General features: G+C 64.0%; 16 protein-coding genes and 1 tRNA gene. 9 read left to right on the forward strand and 8 right to left on the reverse strand.

The genetic code is table 11. The annotated features are described in order from the left end of the window. Positions 1-40: 40 nt before the first annotated feature. Positions 41-3,022, forward strand: a complete 2,982-nt coding sequence (locus H7A19_03165) for an EAL domain-containing protein (protein ID MCP5473821.1) — start codon at positions 41-43, stop codon at positions 3,020-3,022. A 55-nt stretch (positions 3,023-3,077) separates the two neighbouring features. After that, positions 3,078-3,153: transfer RNA gene (locus H7A19_03170), tRNA-Thr, on the forward strand. Positions 3,154-3,260: 107 nt separating this feature from the next. Here H7A19_03170 and H7A19_03175 read toward each other — a convergent pair. The 3 genes from H7A19_03175 to H7A19_03185 are packed head-to-tail and all read right to left on the reverse strand — an operon-like array spanning position 3,261 to position 4,395. Next, positions 3,261-3,752 (reverse strand): AlpA family phage regulatory protein, encoded by a 492-nt coding sequence (locus H7A19_03175; GenBank protein MCP5473822.1) that lies wholly within the window; start codon positions 3,750-3,752, stop codon positions 3,261-3,263. 26 nt (positions 3,753-3,778) lie between these two features. Continuing rightward, entirely contained in the window at positions 3,779-4,234 is a 456-nt protein-coding gene (locus H7A19_03180) for a hypothetical protein (protein ID MCP5473823.1), read from the reverse strand. Further along, entirely contained in the window at positions 4,144-4,395 is a 252-nt protein-coding gene (locus H7A19_03185; protein MCP5473824.1) for a DUF1778 domain-containing protein, read from the reverse strand. Before H7A19_03185 ends, H7A19_03180 begins: the two co-directional genes overlap by 91 nt. Before the next feature lie 631 nt (positions 4,396-5,026). On the opposite strand from H7A19_03185, the gene H7A19_03190 reads away from it, so the two are divergent. Further along, a complete protein-coding gene (locus H7A19_03190; GenBank protein MCP5473825.1) occupies positions 5,027-5,773 on the forward strand; it encodes a hypothetical protein in 747 nt (248 codons plus the stop codon). A 206-nt stretch (positions 5,774-5,979) separates the two neighbouring features. On the opposite strand, the gene H7A19_03195 is transcribed toward H7A19_03190, so the two are convergent. Beyond that, entirely contained in the window at positions 5,980-7,788 is a 1,809-nt protein-coding gene (locus H7A19_03195) for a serine hydrolase (GenBank protein ID MCP5473826.1), read from the reverse strand. 125 nt (positions 7,789-7,913) lie between these two features. On the opposite strand from H7A19_03195, the gene H7A19_03200 reads away from it, so the two are divergent. Both H7A19_03200 and H7A19_03205 read left to right on the forward strand, forming a co-directional pair. After that, the gene (locus H7A19_03200) at positions 7,914-8,243 is read left to right on the forward strand and encodes a hypothetical protein (GenBank protein ID MCP5473827.1); all 330 of its coding nucleotides are present in this window, start codon (positions 7,914-7,916) and stop codon (positions 8,241-8,243) included. A gap of 89 nt (positions 8,244-8,332) precedes the next feature. Then, on the forward strand, positions 8,333-8,722 hold the full coding sequence (locus H7A19_03205) for a glyoxalase/bleomycin resistance/dioxygenase family protein (GenBank protein MCP5473828.1): 390 nt from the start codon (positions 8,333-8,335) through the stop codon (positions 8,720-8,722). Positions 8,723-9,109: 387 nt separating this feature from the next. Here H7A19_03205 and H7A19_03210 read toward each other — a convergent pair whose 3' ends face one another. From H7A19_03210 to H7A19_03225, 4 genes are all read right to left on the reverse strand, one after another. Next, positions 9,110-9,868, reverse strand: a complete 759-nt coding sequence (locus H7A19_03210; GenBank protein ID MCP5473829.1) for a DUF4124 domain-containing protein — start codon at positions 9,866-9,868, stop codon at positions 9,110-9,112. A gap of 136 nt (positions 9,869-10,004) precedes the next feature. Then, a complete protein-coding gene (locus H7A19_03215; protein MCP5473830.1) occupies positions 10,005-10,523 on the reverse strand; it encodes a DUF4124 domain-containing protein in 519 nt (172 codons plus the stop codon). Between the two features lie 703 nt (positions 10,524-11,226). After that, entirely contained in the window at positions 11,227-12,279 is a 1,053-nt protein-coding gene (locus tag H7A19_03220) for a TraB/GumN family protein (GenBank protein MCP5473831.1), read from the reverse strand. Between the two features lie 96 nt (positions 12,280-12,375). Beyond that, the gene (locus H7A19_03225; protein ID MCP5473832.1) at positions 12,376-13,608 is read right to left on the reverse strand and encodes an alpha/beta hydrolase; all 1,233 of its coding nucleotides are present in this window, start codon (positions 13,606-13,608) and stop codon (positions 12,376-12,378) included. Between the two features lie 223 nt (positions 13,609-13,831). Between H7A19_03225 and H7A19_03230 the strand changes: the two genes are divergently transcribed. The 4 genes from H7A19_03230 to H7A19_03245 all read left to right on the forward strand — a co-directional run bounded on the left by H7A19_03230 (position 13,832) and on the right by H7A19_03245 (position 18,120). Continuing rightward, a complete protein-coding gene (locus tag H7A19_03230; protein ID MCP5473833.1) occupies positions 13,832-15,226 on the forward strand; it encodes a circularly permuted type 2 ATP-grasp protein in 1,395 nt (464 codons plus the stop codon). After that, positions 15,226-16,167: an alpha-E domain-containing protein gene (locus H7A19_03235; GenBank protein ID MCP5473834.1), complete on the forward strand. Its 942-nt coding sequence runs from the start codon at positions 15,226-15,228 to the stop codon at positions 16,165-16,167. Before H7A19_03230 ends, H7A19_03235 begins: the two co-directional genes overlap by 1 nt. A gap of 49 nt (positions 16,168-16,216) precedes the next feature. Next, a complete protein-coding gene (locus tag H7A19_03240) occupies positions 16,217-17,023 on the forward strand; it encodes a transglutaminase family protein (GenBank protein ID MCP5473835.1) in 807 nt (268 codons plus the stop codon). 353 nt (positions 17,024-17,376) lie between these two features. Beyond that, on the forward strand, positions 17,377-18,120 hold the full coding sequence (locus H7A19_03245) for a proteasome-type protease (GenBank protein ID MCP5473836.1): 744 nt from the start codon (positions 17,377-17,379) through the stop codon (positions 18,118-18,120). Positions 18,121-18,259: the final 139 nt, after the last annotated feature.

The following is an 18,259-nucleotide window of genomic DNA, read 5'->3' on the forward strand; positions in this document are numbered from 1 at the left end:
GATGAGGCAGACTGAGGATTCCGGGCTGTACCTTGGGATCATGAATTCTGGAAACGCCTCTGCGCTGGACGTGGTCTCGGTCGAGCGACTCGCGGCACTCGGCGACATCCTGCAGCACACCGAGGCGGTAGGATTCCGCTGGCGCGCAGCGCCCGGCTGGCCGGTCGAGCTGGTATCGGACAATGTCAGGAACTGGGGATTCGACCCAGATGCCCTGCAGCGCGGCGAGCCGGCGTTTTCCGAGCTCATCCATCCCGATGACCTCGTGCGGGTGTCGGCGGAGGTCCAGCGCCACGGCAGCCTCGGTCGCAGTCGATTCCATCAGGAATACCGGTTGCGCAAGGGTGCCGACGACTGGCGCTGGGTGGAGGATCACACCTGGGTTGAGCGTGGTGAGGACGGTGAGCCGCGGGCCTATGTCGGTGTGCTACTGGACGTCACCGAGCGCAAGCGGGCAGAACTGGCGTTGGAGCTGGCTGCCACGGCAGTGCCGGGATTGCTGACCACCGAGCCACTGCAGGAACGCATCGTGGCTGTGCTCAATCGTCTGGGCGAAGGCATGGGGGCCGACCGGGCCTATGTTTTCGAGACCCACTCGGGCGGGCCCGACAACACCGCGCTGGCGAGCCAGCGCTTCGAATGGTGTCGGGCTGGAATCGCGCCACAGATTGACAATCCGCAACTGCAGAATCTGGAAATCGAGCGGCTGTTTCCGCGCTGGTTGACGCAATTGCAGAACGATCAAGGCATCAACGGTGCGGTTTCCAGCTTTCCTCTGTCCGAGCGCGAGCTGCTGAGACAGCAGCAGATCCTGAGCCTGATCGTGGTGCCGGTGCAACTGCGCGGCTGCCTCTGGGGTTTTCTGGGCCTGGACGCGGTGCGTGGCGAGCGGCACTGGAGTGCCGCTGAGGAACGCGTGCTGCGCCTGGCGGCCGCCGCACTTGGGGCCGCCATCGAGCAGCAACGCAATGTCCAGGCACTGCTGAACAGTGAGCAACGCCATCGTCTGGCCCTGGAAGGTGCCAATGCCGGCGCTTGGGAATGGAGTCCGGACGGTCGCAGTCTCTGGTCCCGCCAGCAGTTTCGTCTGCTGGGATTGGACCCGACGACCGACCAGGCCAGCCACGAGCATTGGATGGCCGTAGTCCATCCGCAGGACCGCGAGTGGGTCGATGCCGAGGTCAGACACGCCTATGTGCACGGCAGCGCCCTGGCCATCGAATATCGCGTGGTCCACGGCGATGGCGTATCGCGTTGGGTCGCCACCATCGGGCGCCCGCGGCGGGCCGCGGACGGCGGCATCGACGGCATGGTCGGCATTCTGCTGGACATCGATGGACGCAAGCAGGCCGAAGAACGCTTGCGGCTGTCTGCGGCGGTGATCGACAGCACCCATGATGGGGTGGTGGTGACGGATCTGGAGGCCCGGATCATTGCCGTCAATCGCGCCTATTGCGAAATCACCGGGTACTCCGAACAACAACTTCTGGGGCAGAACCCGCGCATGCTGCAGTCGGGGCGCCATGATCCCGAGTTCTATCAGTCGATGTGGGAGGCGCTCCTGGCCACAGGCCATTGGCAGGGAGAGATCTGGAGTCGGCGCAGCGGCGGCGAAGTCTATCCGGAGTGGTTGACCATCAGCGTGGTTCGCGATGAATCCGGACGTCCGCAGCACTATGTGGGCGTGGTGACCGACATCACCCGTTTGAAACAGACCGAAGCCGATCTGGCCAGACTGGCCCATTTCGATCCTCTCACCGGCCTGCCCAACCGCCTGTTGGCACAGTCACGCCTGGAATACGCCATCGAGCGTGCCGAACAGGATGGAAGGCGATTGGCCCTGTTGTTCATCGACATGGATCGTTTCAAGAACGTCAATGACAGTCTGGGGCATCAGGTCGGCGACGAACTGCTGTGCGCAGTCGCTGAGCGCTTCCGACGGGCTTCCAAGATCAGCGACACCGTGGCCCGACTGGGCGGTGACGAGTTTCTGGCCATCGTCGAGAACGTGGGTACCGCGCGCTCGGCCGGCAACGTTGCTCGCGATCTGTTGAATTGCCTGTCAGAGCCCTTCCATCTGCCCAGCGGCCATGAGGTTTTCGCCAACGCCAGCATCGGCATCAGCCTGTACCCGGAAGACGGCGCCACTGCCACCGATCTGGTGCGTTGCGCGGATGCTGCGCTGTACGGCGCCAAGGATCTGGGCCGCAACACCTTCCATTTCTACACGCCCGGTCTGATTGCTGCCGCCAGCGACCGACTGGAGTTGGAGGGCAGGTTGCGGCACGCGCTGACCCGGGGCGAATTCGTGGTTCACTACCAGCCGCTGCTGGATTGCCAGAGCGGCGCAGTGATGGGTGTGGAGGCACTGGTGCGTTGGCAGCCGCCGGGTCAGCCCATGATCCTGCCCGGTCGATTCATCGGCCTGGCTGAAGAAACCGGTTTGATCGGGGCTCTGGGCGACTGGGTGATGGAAACCGCCTGCCGCCAGGTGCAGCGCTGGCGCCGCAGCTGCGCGCCCGATCTGCGGCTGGCGGTCAACCTCTCGGCCCGCCAACTGCGCCAGTTGGAGTTTCCCGACCGGCTGACGCGGGTGCTGTCCGATACCGGCCTGGATCCGGATGCACTGGAACTGGAAGTCACCGAATCCATGCTGATGGAACATGGCAACATGGTGCTCGGCACCCTGCACGCGCTGCGCAGCCTGGGCGTGCGCGTGGCCATCGATGATTTCGGTACCGGCTACAGTTCGCTCGCCTATCTCAAGCGATTGCCGCTGGACACCCTGAAGATCGACCGCAGCTTCGTCGCCGACATCCCGGCACACGCCGGCGGCGCCGAAATCGCCTCAGCCATCATCGGCCTGGCCCACACCCTGCACCTCGATGTACTGGCCGAGGGCGTCGAGAACATCGAGCAGCTGAATTTCCTCCGAGCCCAGGGCTGCGACTTCTTCCAGGGATTCCTGATCAGCGAAGCCCTCAGCGCCGATGCCCTGGCCGAACGCTTCCTCACCCCCTGAAGCCGACTCGCGTTTTCCACTGGCAGCTCGAACAGGTACAATCCCGCGGCTGCAAGCCGGCGTAGCTCAATTGGTAGAGCAACTGATTTGTAATCAGTAGGTTGTAGGTTCAAGTCCTATCGCCGGCACCAGGAAAATCAAGCGCTTGGATGATTTTTGCCGGGGCTTCAACCAGGCTGAGTCAGCATAGAGTCAGCAGCTGGCGCGCTATCTGACCAAGCATTCGAGCCTCGCCCCGTCATTTCCGTGCTCGGGACCTTCCAGTGCGAAGGCACTCCAATTCCACCAGCGCGTCGACCAGCAAGCGTCGAAGAATCGCGTTTTCAGCGAGCAGCATGTCCATCGAAGGCAGGCAGTCGGCTCCGGGAATGGGTTCGGCAAGCACCGATCCAAGCCGCTTGCTCGGCCTACCGCGCCGCCTTTGGCTAGAAAAAGCTTCGGCAGCCAGAGCCCTCAGCAAGACTGTCACAAGTCCGATTGCCTCTGGGCCTTCGGTAGGCTGCGAAACCGAAGGCGCAGGCGCCTGTGGGCGCGAGCTACTGGCTCCAGTCGAGAGCACGATGTTGCGACCAGCCTTTGTGTTCAGCCATGCATGGACCTCCGTCTCCGGCCAGCAGGTCGTATGTACTCCCAAACGGACAGGGGCTGGAAAATCGCCGATCTTCATCATGCGGTAGATGCTGGAGCGTCCCACCCCGAGCAATTGGGTGAGGTCCTTGATTCTGAGCATTCGTCCTTGGACTACGCGAGCTTCGGTCATGGATGGATGTCTGATTCGAACGACTCTGACGCGGTGTGCCCTTCAATGATTCCGCTGTCCCTCGTCGCCAGCAAGCTGCCAAACCCATGCATCGTTGCACCCCGAACCGCCGGCAGATGATCCAAACGCACGTCCACACTTAGCACGTCGACGCGTACGCGCTGTCCTTGAACCTCGGGTAGCTCAAGGTGCGTCTCCACCAATTCGCGAAGCTGATCGCTCCAAGGGTAGATCAGCGCGAGGTTGGGGCATTTGTACGCGACGGCGTAGGCATACATCTGCAGCAGGTCATCATTACCGGGACGCAGGCGGCCGGCTTCGTCGCGGCTGGTGAGCTTCCACTTGGTGTCGCCGATGGCGATCAGCTTCTGGCCGTCGCGCAGGTTCGCGTTGGGCTCCGGCGGGTTCCCAGCGGCAGCAATGAAGGCATCGAAGGCCTCGGCCGAGAGCACCAGGTTGTCGTGATCGGCAATGACCTTACGCGCCGTCGCAAAGGCGTTCTGCAGAAGCTCGACACGGTGGTGCCCATCAACGCCGCGGCACGCTCGATCAGCGCCTTGGCCTCGGGGCTGGTGCGAAGATTGATTCGGGCGGATTCCTGGGTGGCGGACATGGATCGGCACTGTTGTGTGCTCAGTGCATTGTGCGTCAGATTGACTTACGCGGCGTGTGGCTTGTTTGCCGCGTGAGGTGTGCCGGCTGATGGCTTTGAAGTCGGTGGGCAACTGGAAGGGCGTCATGCGACCCGCGCGGCTGCGGCAGGTGCCGGGCAGTTCAGCTGGGTTGACCAGGTGCCGGTGCGGCGCCACCTGATTGACCTGGATGCCCGAGGAGAAGCGCCCGCACTGACCCGACAGCCTCAGGGCACGTCAGAGTACTCCGACACGAATCTAGGACCTGGTCTGGCAAGCGGGATCCCTATCGACGCGAAGCGACGTCACTGTCGCGTCGATGCCGGCGCTTGCCCGCGAGACGGCGAAGGCGCCCGGGTAGAGATCTGGCGAGAGGCTCCGCGTGGGAGCCAAGGACACGGCGAGCGTCACTGCGCCCCAGAATGACGCAATAGACGGAAGCGCGGTATGTGAACAGGACGCTTGACGGCATGAGACCGCAGCGTAGACTGCCCTGCGCAGTGCGCAAGCCGTGACTTTGGAATTCCTGTCCGTGCCCATCAGCTGCATTGTCGCGGGGCAGGGGCGCTGGTCTGTGCTCCTCGCAGGAACTCGCTCCGGCAATCGCGACCGATGCCGTTGTCCCTGAAGCAATCCAAGAAGACTCTTGAGCCAATGCGTATCTGCCCGAACATCTCCGCCTCATTGCCACATCGAGTTCTGCGTACTGCGGCGTTGCTTGTCCTGATCGCCGTGCTGGGCGCCTGCGCAACTGCAGGCGGCGGCAAGAGCGTCCATTCATCACTGACGCCGATCGACGGTGAGCCGCGCGGCTGGTTGGTCGCCACGATTGGCGTGCTGGGCGAGCAGGACAAGTTGCCGCCGTTCCACGGCAACTACGTGAATTTCCGCCCGGTGCCCGAGCAGGGCCGCGCTACCGGAACTTTTTATGCGTACATCAACGACGTAGTGAATGCGCCGCGAGAGGAACTGGATGTCTTCGAGGGCGGCAAGCTGCAGAAGGTCATTGTGATTCCGCTGCGCCCCGGGCAGTACGAGATCACCGGTGGTGACATGGTCACTGATGTCGGGGTCGCCACCGCCTCCTACAGGTCGGCGCCCGGATTTTCCCACCCATTTGAAATCCGTGCCGACCAGTTCACCTATGTCGGCAGTTACCTGGCTCGGGTGATGATGGGCGAAAATGCCGTGGGCATGACCATCCGCAGTGGCGCCTACTACGAGATCAGCGATCAGCAGCAGCGTGATCTCGCTTTGGCGCGCGCCCGCGACCCCTCACTTCCCAAGGACGCACCTGTGGCTGATGCGATACCGCGTCCGCCGCAGCTGGCTGCCGGGATGTTTCTTTTTGTCGAATGACGGCGGCGGATAGCTGAATCCACGTCGGGAGAGGAAGTGCCCGATGCCGGTCGGCCGCAGGTCCCCGAGCGCCTTTGGGCGAGACTCAATCAATACTTGCTCTTTGCTGTTGAGGGTTGAAACCGGTTGCCGCTGGATTGGCTCGTCCACTACTTTTTGCGCATGTCGCTGCATACCGAAACTGCTCCATGCATCTGGCTGCTTCTTCAATCCTCCAATTCCAGCAACGCCGCCTTGGCGCTGGCGAATTCTGGGTCAATGGCGAGCGCCTTGCGGTAGTGCCTGCGGGCCTGATCGGCATCGCCCTTGATCTTCCAGGCGTAGCCCAGGCTGTCCCAGGTGTTGGCTGAATCGGGGTAGAGCTGGGTGTTGAGGGTCAGCAGCTGGATGGCGGCGTCTGATGGCTGGCGCTGCAGCAGCGCCAGGCCTTGTTGATTGAGGTAGGCCTCGGAGGCGGCCTCGTCGCCGGCTTCCTTCAGCGCCTGATACGCGGCCAGTGCGGCTTGGCTGTCACCGGCCAGCAGCAATTCACGCGGCTGCTTCTGGCCCTTCGGCAACTGCGGGTATCGCTGCCATTCGCCCGTGCGCCCTTCGATGCTGAGTTCCTGCAGGCCCTGATCATTGATGCCGATTGCGATCTCGCCATCGCTCTCGCGACGGCGGTAGCGTTCGTCACCGATGGGTACCAACTCGCTGCGGGCCTCGCCGGCGAGTTGCAGATAGAGCTCTTCGCCATCCTGTACCACCGTGGCCACTTGCTCGCTGTTGTAGCGGTAGCGTCCGGGCGCGGTTTCTCGGGCGAATTCACTGAGTGCCACGGGGGTGTAGCTGCGGAATCCCGGCCACTGGTAGGCAAAGGCCACCGCTCGCTGGATTTCACCCATCAGCGCCGGCTGATTGGCGTTGATCATCACGACCACGCCGATGCCTCGATCTGGATGCGCCAGCAGCAGCGCGCAAAAGCCTTCGTCCCAGCCGTTGTGACCGAAGTAGCGTTCACCATTGAAGTCCGACAGTCCGAATCCGCGGCCATAGGGCGCGTCGGCCTGTGCCTCCAGCATGGCTCGTGCGCTGGACTGCTTCAGCAGTTTGCTGGTCCCGGCCAGCGCCTGCTGCATCTCGACGGCAAAGCGCGCCAGATCTGCTGATGTGGTCCACAGGCCGGCGGCCGCCATTTCCGGATAGATGTGGCGCTTGCCGGCAACATCCTTGCCGTCGGGCAACACGCCGGCGGCCGAATGTTCCAGTTTCTTCGGTGGCAGCGGATTGTCAAAGCTGCTGTCGCGCATGCCGACGGGTTTCAGCACCAATGTCCGCATCAGCTTGGGAAAAGGCTGGCCGGACACTTCGGTCATCAGCAACTGGGCGACGGTGTAGCCGCCTCCCGAATAGCGCCATCGGCTACCCGGCAGCAGGTCCACGCGGATGGCCGCCGAATTGGCGGGTGCCTGACCCTCCAGGATCTGCAGCATGGAAGGCACGCTGGCGCCCGCGGGGTAACCGGCAAATCCGTGTACGGTCAAGCCGCCGGTATGGCTGAGCAGGTGCGACAGCGTCACCGGCACCCGCTCGGTGAATTCATTGTCTGGAATCTTCCACGATGCCAGCCGGTCATTGACCGGCTGATCCAGGGACAGTCGGCCGTCCTCGACCATGCGCATGGCCCCAAAGGCGGCGACTGGCTTGCTGACAGATCCGGCCTGGAACAGGGTGTTCTCCTGCACTGCAGCGCCGCTGTCCCGATCTGCCAGACCGTAGACGCGGGTCCAGGCGATGCCGGATTGGTCGATGACGGTGATGGCGACGCCCGGGACGCCGTAGTGGCTCATGCGCTCTGCCAGCGACCAGCCCGGATCGCCAACGAAGCTGACCGGCGGACGCAATCCATGGATGACGCGCTCGATCTGGGCGTCCGACGCCTCATCAGCCTGACCTGGACCCGCGAGCAGCAGGCCGATCACGGCCGTGAGTGCCAGGCATGACTGGCGCTTGATCGATGGTGGCTGCTTGGACATGGAAAGCTCCCTTTGGATGGATCGGGCATCAAGGCCGGCGTGGAGATGGATATGATCGGCAAGGACCGATGCGTCCGCGACGCGGCCGCGGGTAACAGATCCGATGCAGTGACCAGGAGGCGAGGATGCCAAGTTTCATTGGACAGTGGACTACCACGCGGTACTCCGGCAACGACCCTGCCAACCCCGAGATGATCACCCTCACGATCACGGCAGACGCCGATCCCAACGCACTTGATGGAGCCTATCCGCGGCCGGGCGAAGACGCCCGCCTGTTCGGCCCGCTGGATGCCACCGGCTTGATCTGGACTGCGCGAATCGATGAGCGCAACAGCAGCGGCGATGAAGGCGATGCGGTGTTCTTCCTCTCGGCCGATGGCAGCACGATCTACGGCGCCTGGCAAAGCCAGCAGCATGGCAACGGACCGCAGCCCTGGTTTGGAACCCGGATTTGAATTGATGCTGGTTGTTGCCGATGATGGGAGGCCGGCGAGCGGCCATGGCCGCCAGCCGGTTTTTCCATCGTCAGATTCCAGGAGTGATCATGGCTGGTCCCGCCACCGCTGGTCTGTTCATCTATGCCAAGGATCTGGAACGGCTGAGTGTCTTCTATCAGGCACTTCTGGGTTTCGGCGAAATTCATGCGCGCGAGGACATCGCGGTGCTGGAAGTGCCCGGGCTTCAATTGGTGATTCACGCCATACCCAGGCATATCGCCGACAGCTTCGAGATCACTTCGCCCCCCGAGCGGCGCGAGGAAGCGGCGCTGAAGTTCTTTTTCACCGTGCCGTCTCTGGATGAAGCCGCTGTGATCGCCGCCGCGCATGGCGGCGAAGTGCTGCACGATCGCTGGGAGGGACGCGGCTTCCGGGCCTGCAATGCCATCGATCCGGAAGGGAATATCTTCCAGCTGCGGGAATCGAGCGCTCCGTGAGCCCGTGTCGCAAATTGTCGATTTACCGGCACAGTCCAGGTTCGCTTGGATCGGAGGTCTGGGGCCAGGCTGTGGGAGCGGACTTTGTCCGCGATCTGGGATGGTGTGTGCGCGGCGCCAAGCGTCGCGGCTGAAGCCGCTCCCACAGGGGCCGGTTCATGGCCCGTGGGCGGTGTCGGGACTACACACGCGGCTGCTGATGGCGGTGGCTTGTGGCCCGCCTCAAGCCACCGACCAAGGCGTGTCACCTGCGCAATGGATCACTTCGGGCCATGTTCAAGATCCGAACGCTCTTCCCTTGTGCGCTCTCGGCCCCTCCCTTGCGTACTCTGTGGCCAGCGCTTGACCGCGATCTGCTGAGGTCCGGATCGTCACCGTGCCGGCCGCTCAGGGCTGGGCTTGGCACTCGTCCTTTCCGCCTTGAGTCCGCTGGTCGCGATTGCTGCCCCAGCGCTTGTCGGCCTCGGGCGCATGGATCTGCTCGCAGGCTTCCTTGCGCGGCACTTGCAGTGCCCTCACAGACATTTCCTGCAAGGGCTGGCTTCGGGCTTCCGGTATCAGCTGCGGGTTGGCCGGGCGATCGCGGATCGTCACCGGGCAAGCGTCGTGACGGTAAAACACCACCCCGTTCTCGGCAATGCAGTGCCAAGAATAGAGCGCTGGCGCATCGGCCGACGCAGGCGCGCCTTGATCAACGACGGTCGGCAGGGCCTGGGCTTGTGCGCATTCCATTCGCAGCTTGACCCGTTCGTCGATCTCTGCCTGTCTGAGCTCATCCTTGCGAATGCCGAGTTCCCTGGACAAGGCAGCGTCCTTGTTGCCCAGTTCGGCCATCTGGCGCTCCAGCTTGGTGTTGGCCGCGGCGTATTGCTTGCTGATTTCCTGTTCCTTTGCGGTACATGAGTCAGCGTCGCCAGCGGCATCCGGCGGCGCAGCTCCGCTGCCGGTCTTCAGCGCCCGAGATGTATCCACCGTTTCCACCGCAGCGGGATCTGCCGAGCACGGACTTTGCGAATACACCGGGTTGCCACCGGAATCCTTGCACTTGTAGACCTGCTGCGCGGCCAGCGGTGCAATCGACAGCAACAACAAGGTCAGCCACCAGCCTGCTTGCGCCGAGCGAATCAACAAGGATTGCCGTCTCATGATGCTTCCGGAATGGTACGACCGAGGTGAAGTCGAACATCATCCGTGCTCAGCGTGCAACCGTGGCTGAGCGGCGGCACCCAGGCACCGACGGGCGGCGTGTGAATCGGCTCCAGAGCCGAAGTGGCAGGAGCAATCAGTCTTGCCGGGTGGCCCCACAAGCCGGCGCATCCGGATCCAGCAAGGCCAGTTTGACCGAGAGAGCGAGCGGGTTGCCGGCTTGCCGCAGGGCCTGATAGCGGCTGACACAGGCCTGCGGGCAACAGCCGCTGCCGATTTTGGCCGAGCAGCGTGGCAAGCGGGCAACGCAGGCGTCCATGACCTGGGCTTCGCCATGGGCGCAGCCCAGGAAACGCTCGGAGCACATCGCCAGTTGGGCCTCGCTGACGGCGCCGCCAAAGTTCATGGGTACTGACGCCGCTGCCGCCGAAGACCGATGCGATGCGGTCGGTCGATCGCGATGCTGATCCAGCCACTGCTGCAAGGCCCGCTGGGTGGCGGCGGTGTCAGTGCCGGCGGTCGCCAGGCGTGCCGAGGCGCCGCTGCTGCAGGGCTTGTCCTGATAGCTGAGTGCGCCATTGGCATCGGCGCAGCGGTAGATGTCGCCGGAGGCGCCGAGGGACAGCAGCAGGACAATGGCGGGCAGACTCAGCATGGGCGGCCTCGGGTGTGCGGCTGATCGTCATTATGGTGGATAAGCGGAGCGCGAGGGTGGGGTGGTGTGAGCGCAGGATGCTTTGCCAGCGCGTCATTGCGAGCCGCCTGTTTCGGCCTGAAACTGCCCACGGGCCATGAACCTGCCGTCGTAGGTCATGTTGTCCGCGTCAGCGGACTACGTGACATCCATTTGCGTCACGTAGCTCGCTACGCGAGCAACGTGACCTACAACAGCAAAATCAACAACTTACGATATGGGGTCATGGAGGGCGTAGCGAAGCAATCCAGGGATGTGCGGCGCTACCCTGGATTGCATCGTCGCTGCGCTCCTCGCAATGACGCATCAATAACTTGCGATATGGGTTCATGGAGAGCCACCTGTGCCGGCTCGACACGGCGCATCGGTCATGACTTCGGTGGCGGGCTCAAGGCGGCTCTGAGGAGGGACGCGAGCGTGCGCGGCCGCCCTGGACCTTTGGGGAAAACAAGGCGGCGCCGCAGCGCGGCGCCCTGCCCAGCCGCCACACTGTTCATCTCGCGTGGGAATCAGATGAAAAGCGTCCAGACGAGTCTGGACCTGCAAGAGCCCAGAGCCAGTAGCCTTTTCCCGACTCCCGACTCCCGACTCCCGACTCCCGACTCCCGACTCCCGACTCCCGACTCCCGAGTCCCGAGTCCCGAGTCCCGAGTCCCGAGTCCCGTCAAGGCTCTTCCACCTCATAGCCACGCGCCCGCAGGGCTTCGACGTAGCCATCCGAGCGCAGGATCAGCGACATGGGCAACACGGCGAAGGTGGTCTGGTTCTTGGCGATCGCGGTTTCGGCGGCATCCAGCCAGGCCGCTTTCAGGCGGTCGAAGAGATCGTCCAGGCCACGCTCGCGGGTGACTTGCGATTTCAGGATGGCGTCGGCGCAAGCCTGATTCTGGTCGGAGAAGGGCAGGCCGCGCAGGGCTTCGATGTCACCGGTGGCCCAGGCATTGGCGCGATCGCGCATGGTGTCGAGGTCGGATTCCAGGCGATCCAGGGTCTTGGCGAAGCAATCCAGATCATCCAGGCTGGTCTTGGCGAAATCCTTGATGGCTTGCTTGGGATCGCCGATGTCGACCTTGATTTCTGGATTGGACATCGGAATCTCATGTTTCTTGGCCGTCTTCTTGATCAGCGGATAGACGATGCTGTCATTGCTCAGACCGGCGCGCTTGATGGCCTTCTCGTAGAGCTTCTGCGAGGCAAACAGCGGTCGTTGCTTCTCGATGCTGCGGCTGCGTCCGATGTACTTGGCCTTGAGCGGCAACCAGCGCGCGTAGAGCTCGGGCGGGACCACGTCGACCAGTTTTTCCTTGTCCGGGTTCTTGCGCGAGCCCATCGCCGCGGGCAGCAGCAGCATGCCCTTGAACCAGCCGATCTTGGTGGTGAGGCTGGCTCTGGGGGGCAGCAGTACTTCCTGGGATTCGATGACCGCCTGCTCGACCTCGCGCGACACCCAGGTCATGCGCTTGGGCAGCGGGTACTGGGTGCCGAGTACCCACATGAAGTGCTCACCCTTGGAGATTCGCCAAAGCCCGGGACCAGGCAACTCGCCGCTGACGACGATGGCTTCCATCATCTGGCCGCTGGCCGGGATTTCCCGCTCGACGGGCAGTGACAGGCTGGCGGTGTCTGGGTTGGATGGCGCCTCCGGCTCTTCGGCCAGGGTAGGGCGGGGAGCGGCAAGGGTCGCGAGCAGCAAGGGCAGCAAGAGCAATGTGCGCATGGGGGTATCCGTTACAGATCGTCGCGAAGTCTCGCCAAGTCCTCTGCGCCCGCGCGTGAAGTTCCCGTTAGTCCGTACAAGCTTGACAGCCTCGGTTCAGCTGGATGACCTCTCCGCTGCCAGCCATTCGCGCACCCGGGCGTAGACCTCGGCCCGGCTGAGCAGATCGAAATGGCCACATTCGTGGGCAATCCAGCGCTGATCGTCCGGGAAAGCCAGCGAGCGTCGCGGGTCATGATGCTCGCCGAGGGCGCTGGCCACCGGCACCAGACCGTCGCCCGGCCAGCGCCGGCGCTGCTCGGATGCACGGGCCCGGGTGGCAGCAATCGTGTAGCAGCGCACATCCGCCGGCAGGGGCGCCAAGGCCCGCGTGTCCCGGTGCCGTTCCTGGCTGCTTTGGCGATCGATCAGTCGACCGAAACGCAGATCCTTGATGCCGGCACTGCGACTCTCGCCGAGTTTCAGCAAGGGCGCGCTGTAGGGGCTGAGCCCGATCAACGCATCGGCCCAGCTGCCGGCGCGCTCCAGCGGCGCACCATGATGCGGGGTACCCAGGAAGACCATGGCGCGCAGGTGTCGGGTCCATCCCTGTGCTTCAGCGTTGGCCTGGTGTACGGCGCTGCGGGCGACCAGGCCGCCCATGCTGTGACCGAGCAGGGTCAGTGACTTCAGCGGCACCGGCCAGGCATCCAGCAGTTGCTGCAGCAGCGCCGCCAGTTCGCGGCCGTTCTCGGCGATGTGGCGACCGCTGTTGTAGTGCAGATAGATCGGCGTGTAGCCGAGCTCCTGTGCCAGCGCGGCGCCGTGATCGTGGCCCTCGCGTCGCCATTGGCGATCGTTCATGCACAATCCGTGGAGCATGAGCAATACATGGGGGCCGACATCGGGCAGGGCTGCCGACAAGGACGCCGCTTCGAGTTCCAGCGGCTGAGCGCCGTGGCGAAACTGCATCGGAATGGCCAGGGGATTGGCGCTGCGATGCAGATGATCGCCGAAGACCCCATTCAGCGCCGCGACTACGGCATCGCGTATCGGTGGCGGCTGCTTGCCGGCAAGCATGGGTGCCGCCAGCTGCAGGCCGGCGTCCAAACCATGTCCGACCAGCCGACTGACGCCTCGCACCGAGCGATAGACCAGACCGGCAATGCCCCTGGTCGGGCCCTCACGCGGTTTTCCCAAGGCCGGTGCCAACCCAGAGATGTTCCGGTGCATGGACTCGACGATCGAGGTCACGCCGGACACGGCATCGATGGCCAGACGGCTGGCGCCGCGCAGATCATCGCCCAGATGGCTGCTGGCCTTGCCGCGCCTGCTTGGTGCTGTCGTCATCGCTTTTCCTCCCACGTTCTGCTCTTGTACCCCGATGCCATGGTGCACGTGCTCAAGGCTGCAGTAGAGCGCGATCTCGGTGCGTGACGGTCTCAGCGCGCGCCAGACTGGTGCAATCGGGGGCGCCGGGCGACGTCGTGCTTGACCTTCTCCCTGCGCGTCGGCAACCTGAAAGCACTAGTCGGGAGCATCGATGACCGGAACCCCTGAGTGCTTTGATGAAATGGGATGGCCAGACCATACCCGTGCGCCTTATGCGCTGGTCGATGCCTGGCTGAAATCGCTGCCAAGGCCGCAGCTGGAGCTCAAGCGTCGCGAGGCCGAAAGTCTGTTCAGGCGCATCGGCATCACCTTTGCGGTGTACACCGACGGCGGCGATCCGGAACGCCTGATCCCCTTCGATCTGATCCCGCGGGTGCTGGCGCAGGCCGAATGGCAGAACCTCAAGCTCGGACTGGAGCAGCGGGTGAAGGCGCTGAATGCCTTCATTCACGATGTCTACCACGGTCGCGAGATCATCCGCGCCGGCCGCATACCCGAGCATCTGGTGCTCAACAATGCTCAGTTCCGGCCGGAAATGGCCGGCTTCGACGTACCCTGCGGCATCTACAGTCACATCGCCGGTATCGACATGGTTCGGACCGGGCCGGATCAGTACTACGTGTTGGAGGACAACTGCCGTACGCCTTCCGGCGTGTCCTACATGGTCGAGAACCGCGAGGTCATGCTGCGGCTGTTCCCGGATTTGTTCCGTCGCGCCTCGGTGGCGCCGGTGGCACATTACCCGGACGAATTGCTGGAAACGCTGCGCTCGGTGCCGCCGGTCAACTGCAAGGGCGAACCCACCGTGGTGCTGCTGACGCCGGGCATCCACAACAGCGCCTATTACGAGCACGCCTTTCTGGCCGACGAGATGGGCATCGATCTGGTCGAAGGCGCCGATCTGCTGGTGCAGAACGATGTCTGCTACATGCGCACCACCTCCGGGCTGGAGCGGGTCGATGTCATCTATCGCCGCATCGACGACGACTTCATCGATCCGCTGGTGTTCAACCCGAACTCGATGCTGGGCGTGCCCGGCCTGTATTTCGCCTATCGCGCCGGCAACGTCAACCTCACCAACGGCATTGGTGCCGGCATTGCCGATGACAAGGCGGTCTACATCCACGTACCGGAAATGATCCGTTTCTACCTGGGCGAGGAACCGCTGCTGTCGAATGTGCCGACCTGGGACTGCCGCAAGGCCGACGATCTCAAGTACGTGCTGGCCCACCTCGATCAGCTGGTGGTCAAGGCCGTCCATGGTTCGGGCGGCTACGGCATGCTGGTCGGACCGCACGCCAGCAAGGCGCAGCTGGCCGAATTCACCCAGTTGCTGAAGACCCGTCCCACCGATTACATCGCCCAGCCGACGCTGGCCCTGTCCACGGTGCCGACCTTTGTCGAGCAGGGCATCGCGCCGCGGCATGTGGATTTGCGGCCCTTTGTGCTCAGCGGCGGCGATCGCATCCGCATCGTTCCCGGCGGCTTGACCCGCGTGGCCCTGACCGAGGGTTCGCTGGTGGTCAATTCTTCGCAGGGCGGCGGGACCAAGGACACCTGGGTGCTGGAGACCTGATGCTCGCCCGAACTGCCGAAAGTCTGTACTGGCTGGCCCGCTACGTGGAGCGCGCCGATTACGTCGCGCGCCTGCTGCAGGGGGCGGGGCACATGAGCGCCGTGCGGGTGGATGCCGAGCGCAGCAGCGAGTGGGAATCGGCGCTGGTGGCCTCGGGCTGCCATCACGACTACTTCGCCAGCCGTGACACCGCCAATGCCGAGGGCGTGATCGCCTATCTGGCCTTCGACCAGAACAATCCCTCGTCCATCGTCAGCTGCATCGGCACCGCCCGGCGCAATGCGCGCACGGTGCGCACGGCGCTGACCGCCGACATGTGGGATGCGGTCAACAGCACCTGGCTGGAGCTGCGCGAGTTCGACTTCGCGGCCATGGACGATGATCGGCTGACCGCCTTTCTGGACTGGGTCAAGGCCCGCGCCGGGCTGTTCAACGGCGTCTACGCCAGCACCATGCTGCGCGCCGACGGCTTCCATTTTGCCCGGCTCGGACAGTTCATCGAACGCGCCGACAACACCGCGCGCCTGCTCGACGTCAAATACCACGTCAAGCTGCCCAGCGCCGAGGATGTCGGCGGCGTGGTCGATTACTACCAATGGCTGGCGATCCTGCGCGTGCTCGCGGCGCGGCGGGCCTACCGGGTGCTGTTCAAGACCTCGGTGGCACCCATCCACGTGGCCGAGTTGCTGATCCTGCGCCCCGAATTCCCGCGCTCGCTGGTGTTCTGCTACGAGCAGATCACCAACCAGCTCGACCAGATCCAGGGGCACGATCCCAAGCGCAGTGCTGAGGGCAAGCGACTGGCCCATTCCATGTATGCGCAGCTGCGCTTCGGCCGCATCGACCATATCTTCAAGAGTGGTCTGCACGAATACCTGACCGATGTGATCGTGCGCAATGACGAGCTGACGCGCGAGATCGCCCAAGGCTATTTCTTCTGAGCAAGCGCATGACGTCGGCCGCCGGCCGACGCCAGGACCTGGAGTTCGCATGCAACTGTCGATACACCACAGCACCCTCTATCGCTACGACGAGGCCGCGCATCGGGTCTTCCAGGCACTGCGGCTCTGGCCCATTCCCGGCAGCGGCCAGGTGATCCGCTTCTGGCGGGTGGACATCGACGGGGTGCGGCTGGAGCCTACCTGTGTCGATGGCTTTGGCAATCCAGCGGCCACCCATGTGATCGATCGGCTTGTCGATTCGATCAGGATCACGGTCCGCGCCGAGGTGCAGACCCAGGATCGCAGCGGTGTGCTCGGTGCAAGCACAGAGCCGCTGCCGCCGGCGTACTTCATGAACTCCACACCCTTGACCGCGCCGGATGTGGCCCTGCAGGAACTTGCCGCCACCTGCCGCGACGAAGGCGACGGTGAGGTTGCCCTGATTCACCGGCTGTGTACCGCGGTCAGTGAGCGCATCGATTACCAGCCCCATAGCACCCATGTCGCCACCTCCGCCGCTGAGGCCCTCAGCGCCGGCGCCGGCGTCTGCCAGGATCACGCCCATGTGCTGATCAGTTGCGCCCGCGTGCTGGGCTTCCCGGCCCGGTATATCAGCGGCTACCTGTGCGCTGGCGCCGGCCTGGCCGCCGCCAGTCACGCCTGGGCGGAAGTCTGGATCACCGATCTGGGGTGGGTGGGCTTTGATCCGGCCAACCGCGTCTGTCCAGACGATCGCTATGTGCGCGTCGCTGTCGGCCGCGACTACAACGACGCCGCCCCCGTGCGCGGCGTCCGCCACGGCGGTCTGGCCGAGACCCTGGAAGTGTCGGTGCAGGTGGGCGACGGTTCGCAGTAGCGGCGGGGCAGGGGGCACGGGGCACGGGAAAGGGGGCACGGGGCACGGGAAGAGCCCGGCGCTGTTGTGGTTCCAGACTTGTGTGGACGCTCTTGCGCTTCAAAAGGGGGCACGGGGCACGGGGCAGGGGGCACGGGGCACGGGAAAAGCCGGGTGTTGCTGTGGGTCCAGACTTGTCTGGACGCTGTTGCGCTTTGCGGAGGGACGCGCGCGCGGCCGCTTTTTACCTCCTCCTGTCCTGGAACACCCAAAGCGGCGCCGCAGGCGCGGCGCCCTCCAACGGCCGTGCGCGCCGTGCCCGACCCGGCGCGCTATGCTCGTCCCCCAAAATCGAAGCCAGGAAATCCCCTCAGATGACTTATTGCGTTGGCCTGCTGCTGGACGAGGGCCTGGTGATGCTGGCCGATACCCGCACCAATGCCGGGATGGACAACATCTCGGTGTTCGCCAAGCTGCACGTCTTCCATGTGCCGGGCGAGCGCATGATCTCGATCATGACCGCCGGCAATCTGGCGATCTCGCAGGCGGTGGTGAACCTGATTCAGGATGGTCTGGCCGATCCCGAGACCGGCGCCATCCAGACCATCTACAACGTGCCAACCATGTTCAGGGCCGCGGCCCTGATCGGCGAAGCGGTACGCTGGGTGCACAAGAACCACGCCGATGCCATGCGCAAGCAGGATGTGGGCTTCGACGTCTCGATACTGCTCGGTGGACAGATCGCCGGACGCACGCTGCGCCTGTTCAACGTCTATGCCGCCGGCAATTTCATCGAAGCCACCCGGGACACGCCCTTCCTGCAGATCGGCGAGCACAAATACGGCAAGCCCATCCTCGATCGCGCCGTGAACAGCACCACCACACTGACCGACGGAGTGAAACTGGCGCTGATCTCGATGGACTCCACGCTCCGATCCAATCTGAGCGTGGGTCTGCCGCTGGACCTGCTGGTCTACAAGCGCGACGAACTGGTCGCGCCAGTGCAGCGTCGGATCTGCGAGAACGACGATTACTTCCTGATGATCCGCGAGCGCTGGTCTTCAGCGCTGCGCGAAGCCCATCGAAACATCCCGGCCCCGGATTGGGCGCTGGATTGAGTCAGCGGCATCGCCTGTGGGAGCGGCTTCAGCCGCGACCGAGGTATACCCGAAGCCGACGCATGGCGGGCAGAGCCCGCTCCCACTCAACATGCCGCAAGTCATTGATTTGAGGGCACGAGGGCGAGAGGGCACGAGG

The sequence above is a fragment of the Rhodanobacteraceae bacterium genome (assembly GCA_024234055.1).
Lineage (GTDB): Bacteria > Pseudomonadota > Gammaproteobacteria > Xanthomonadales > SZUA-5 > JADKFD01.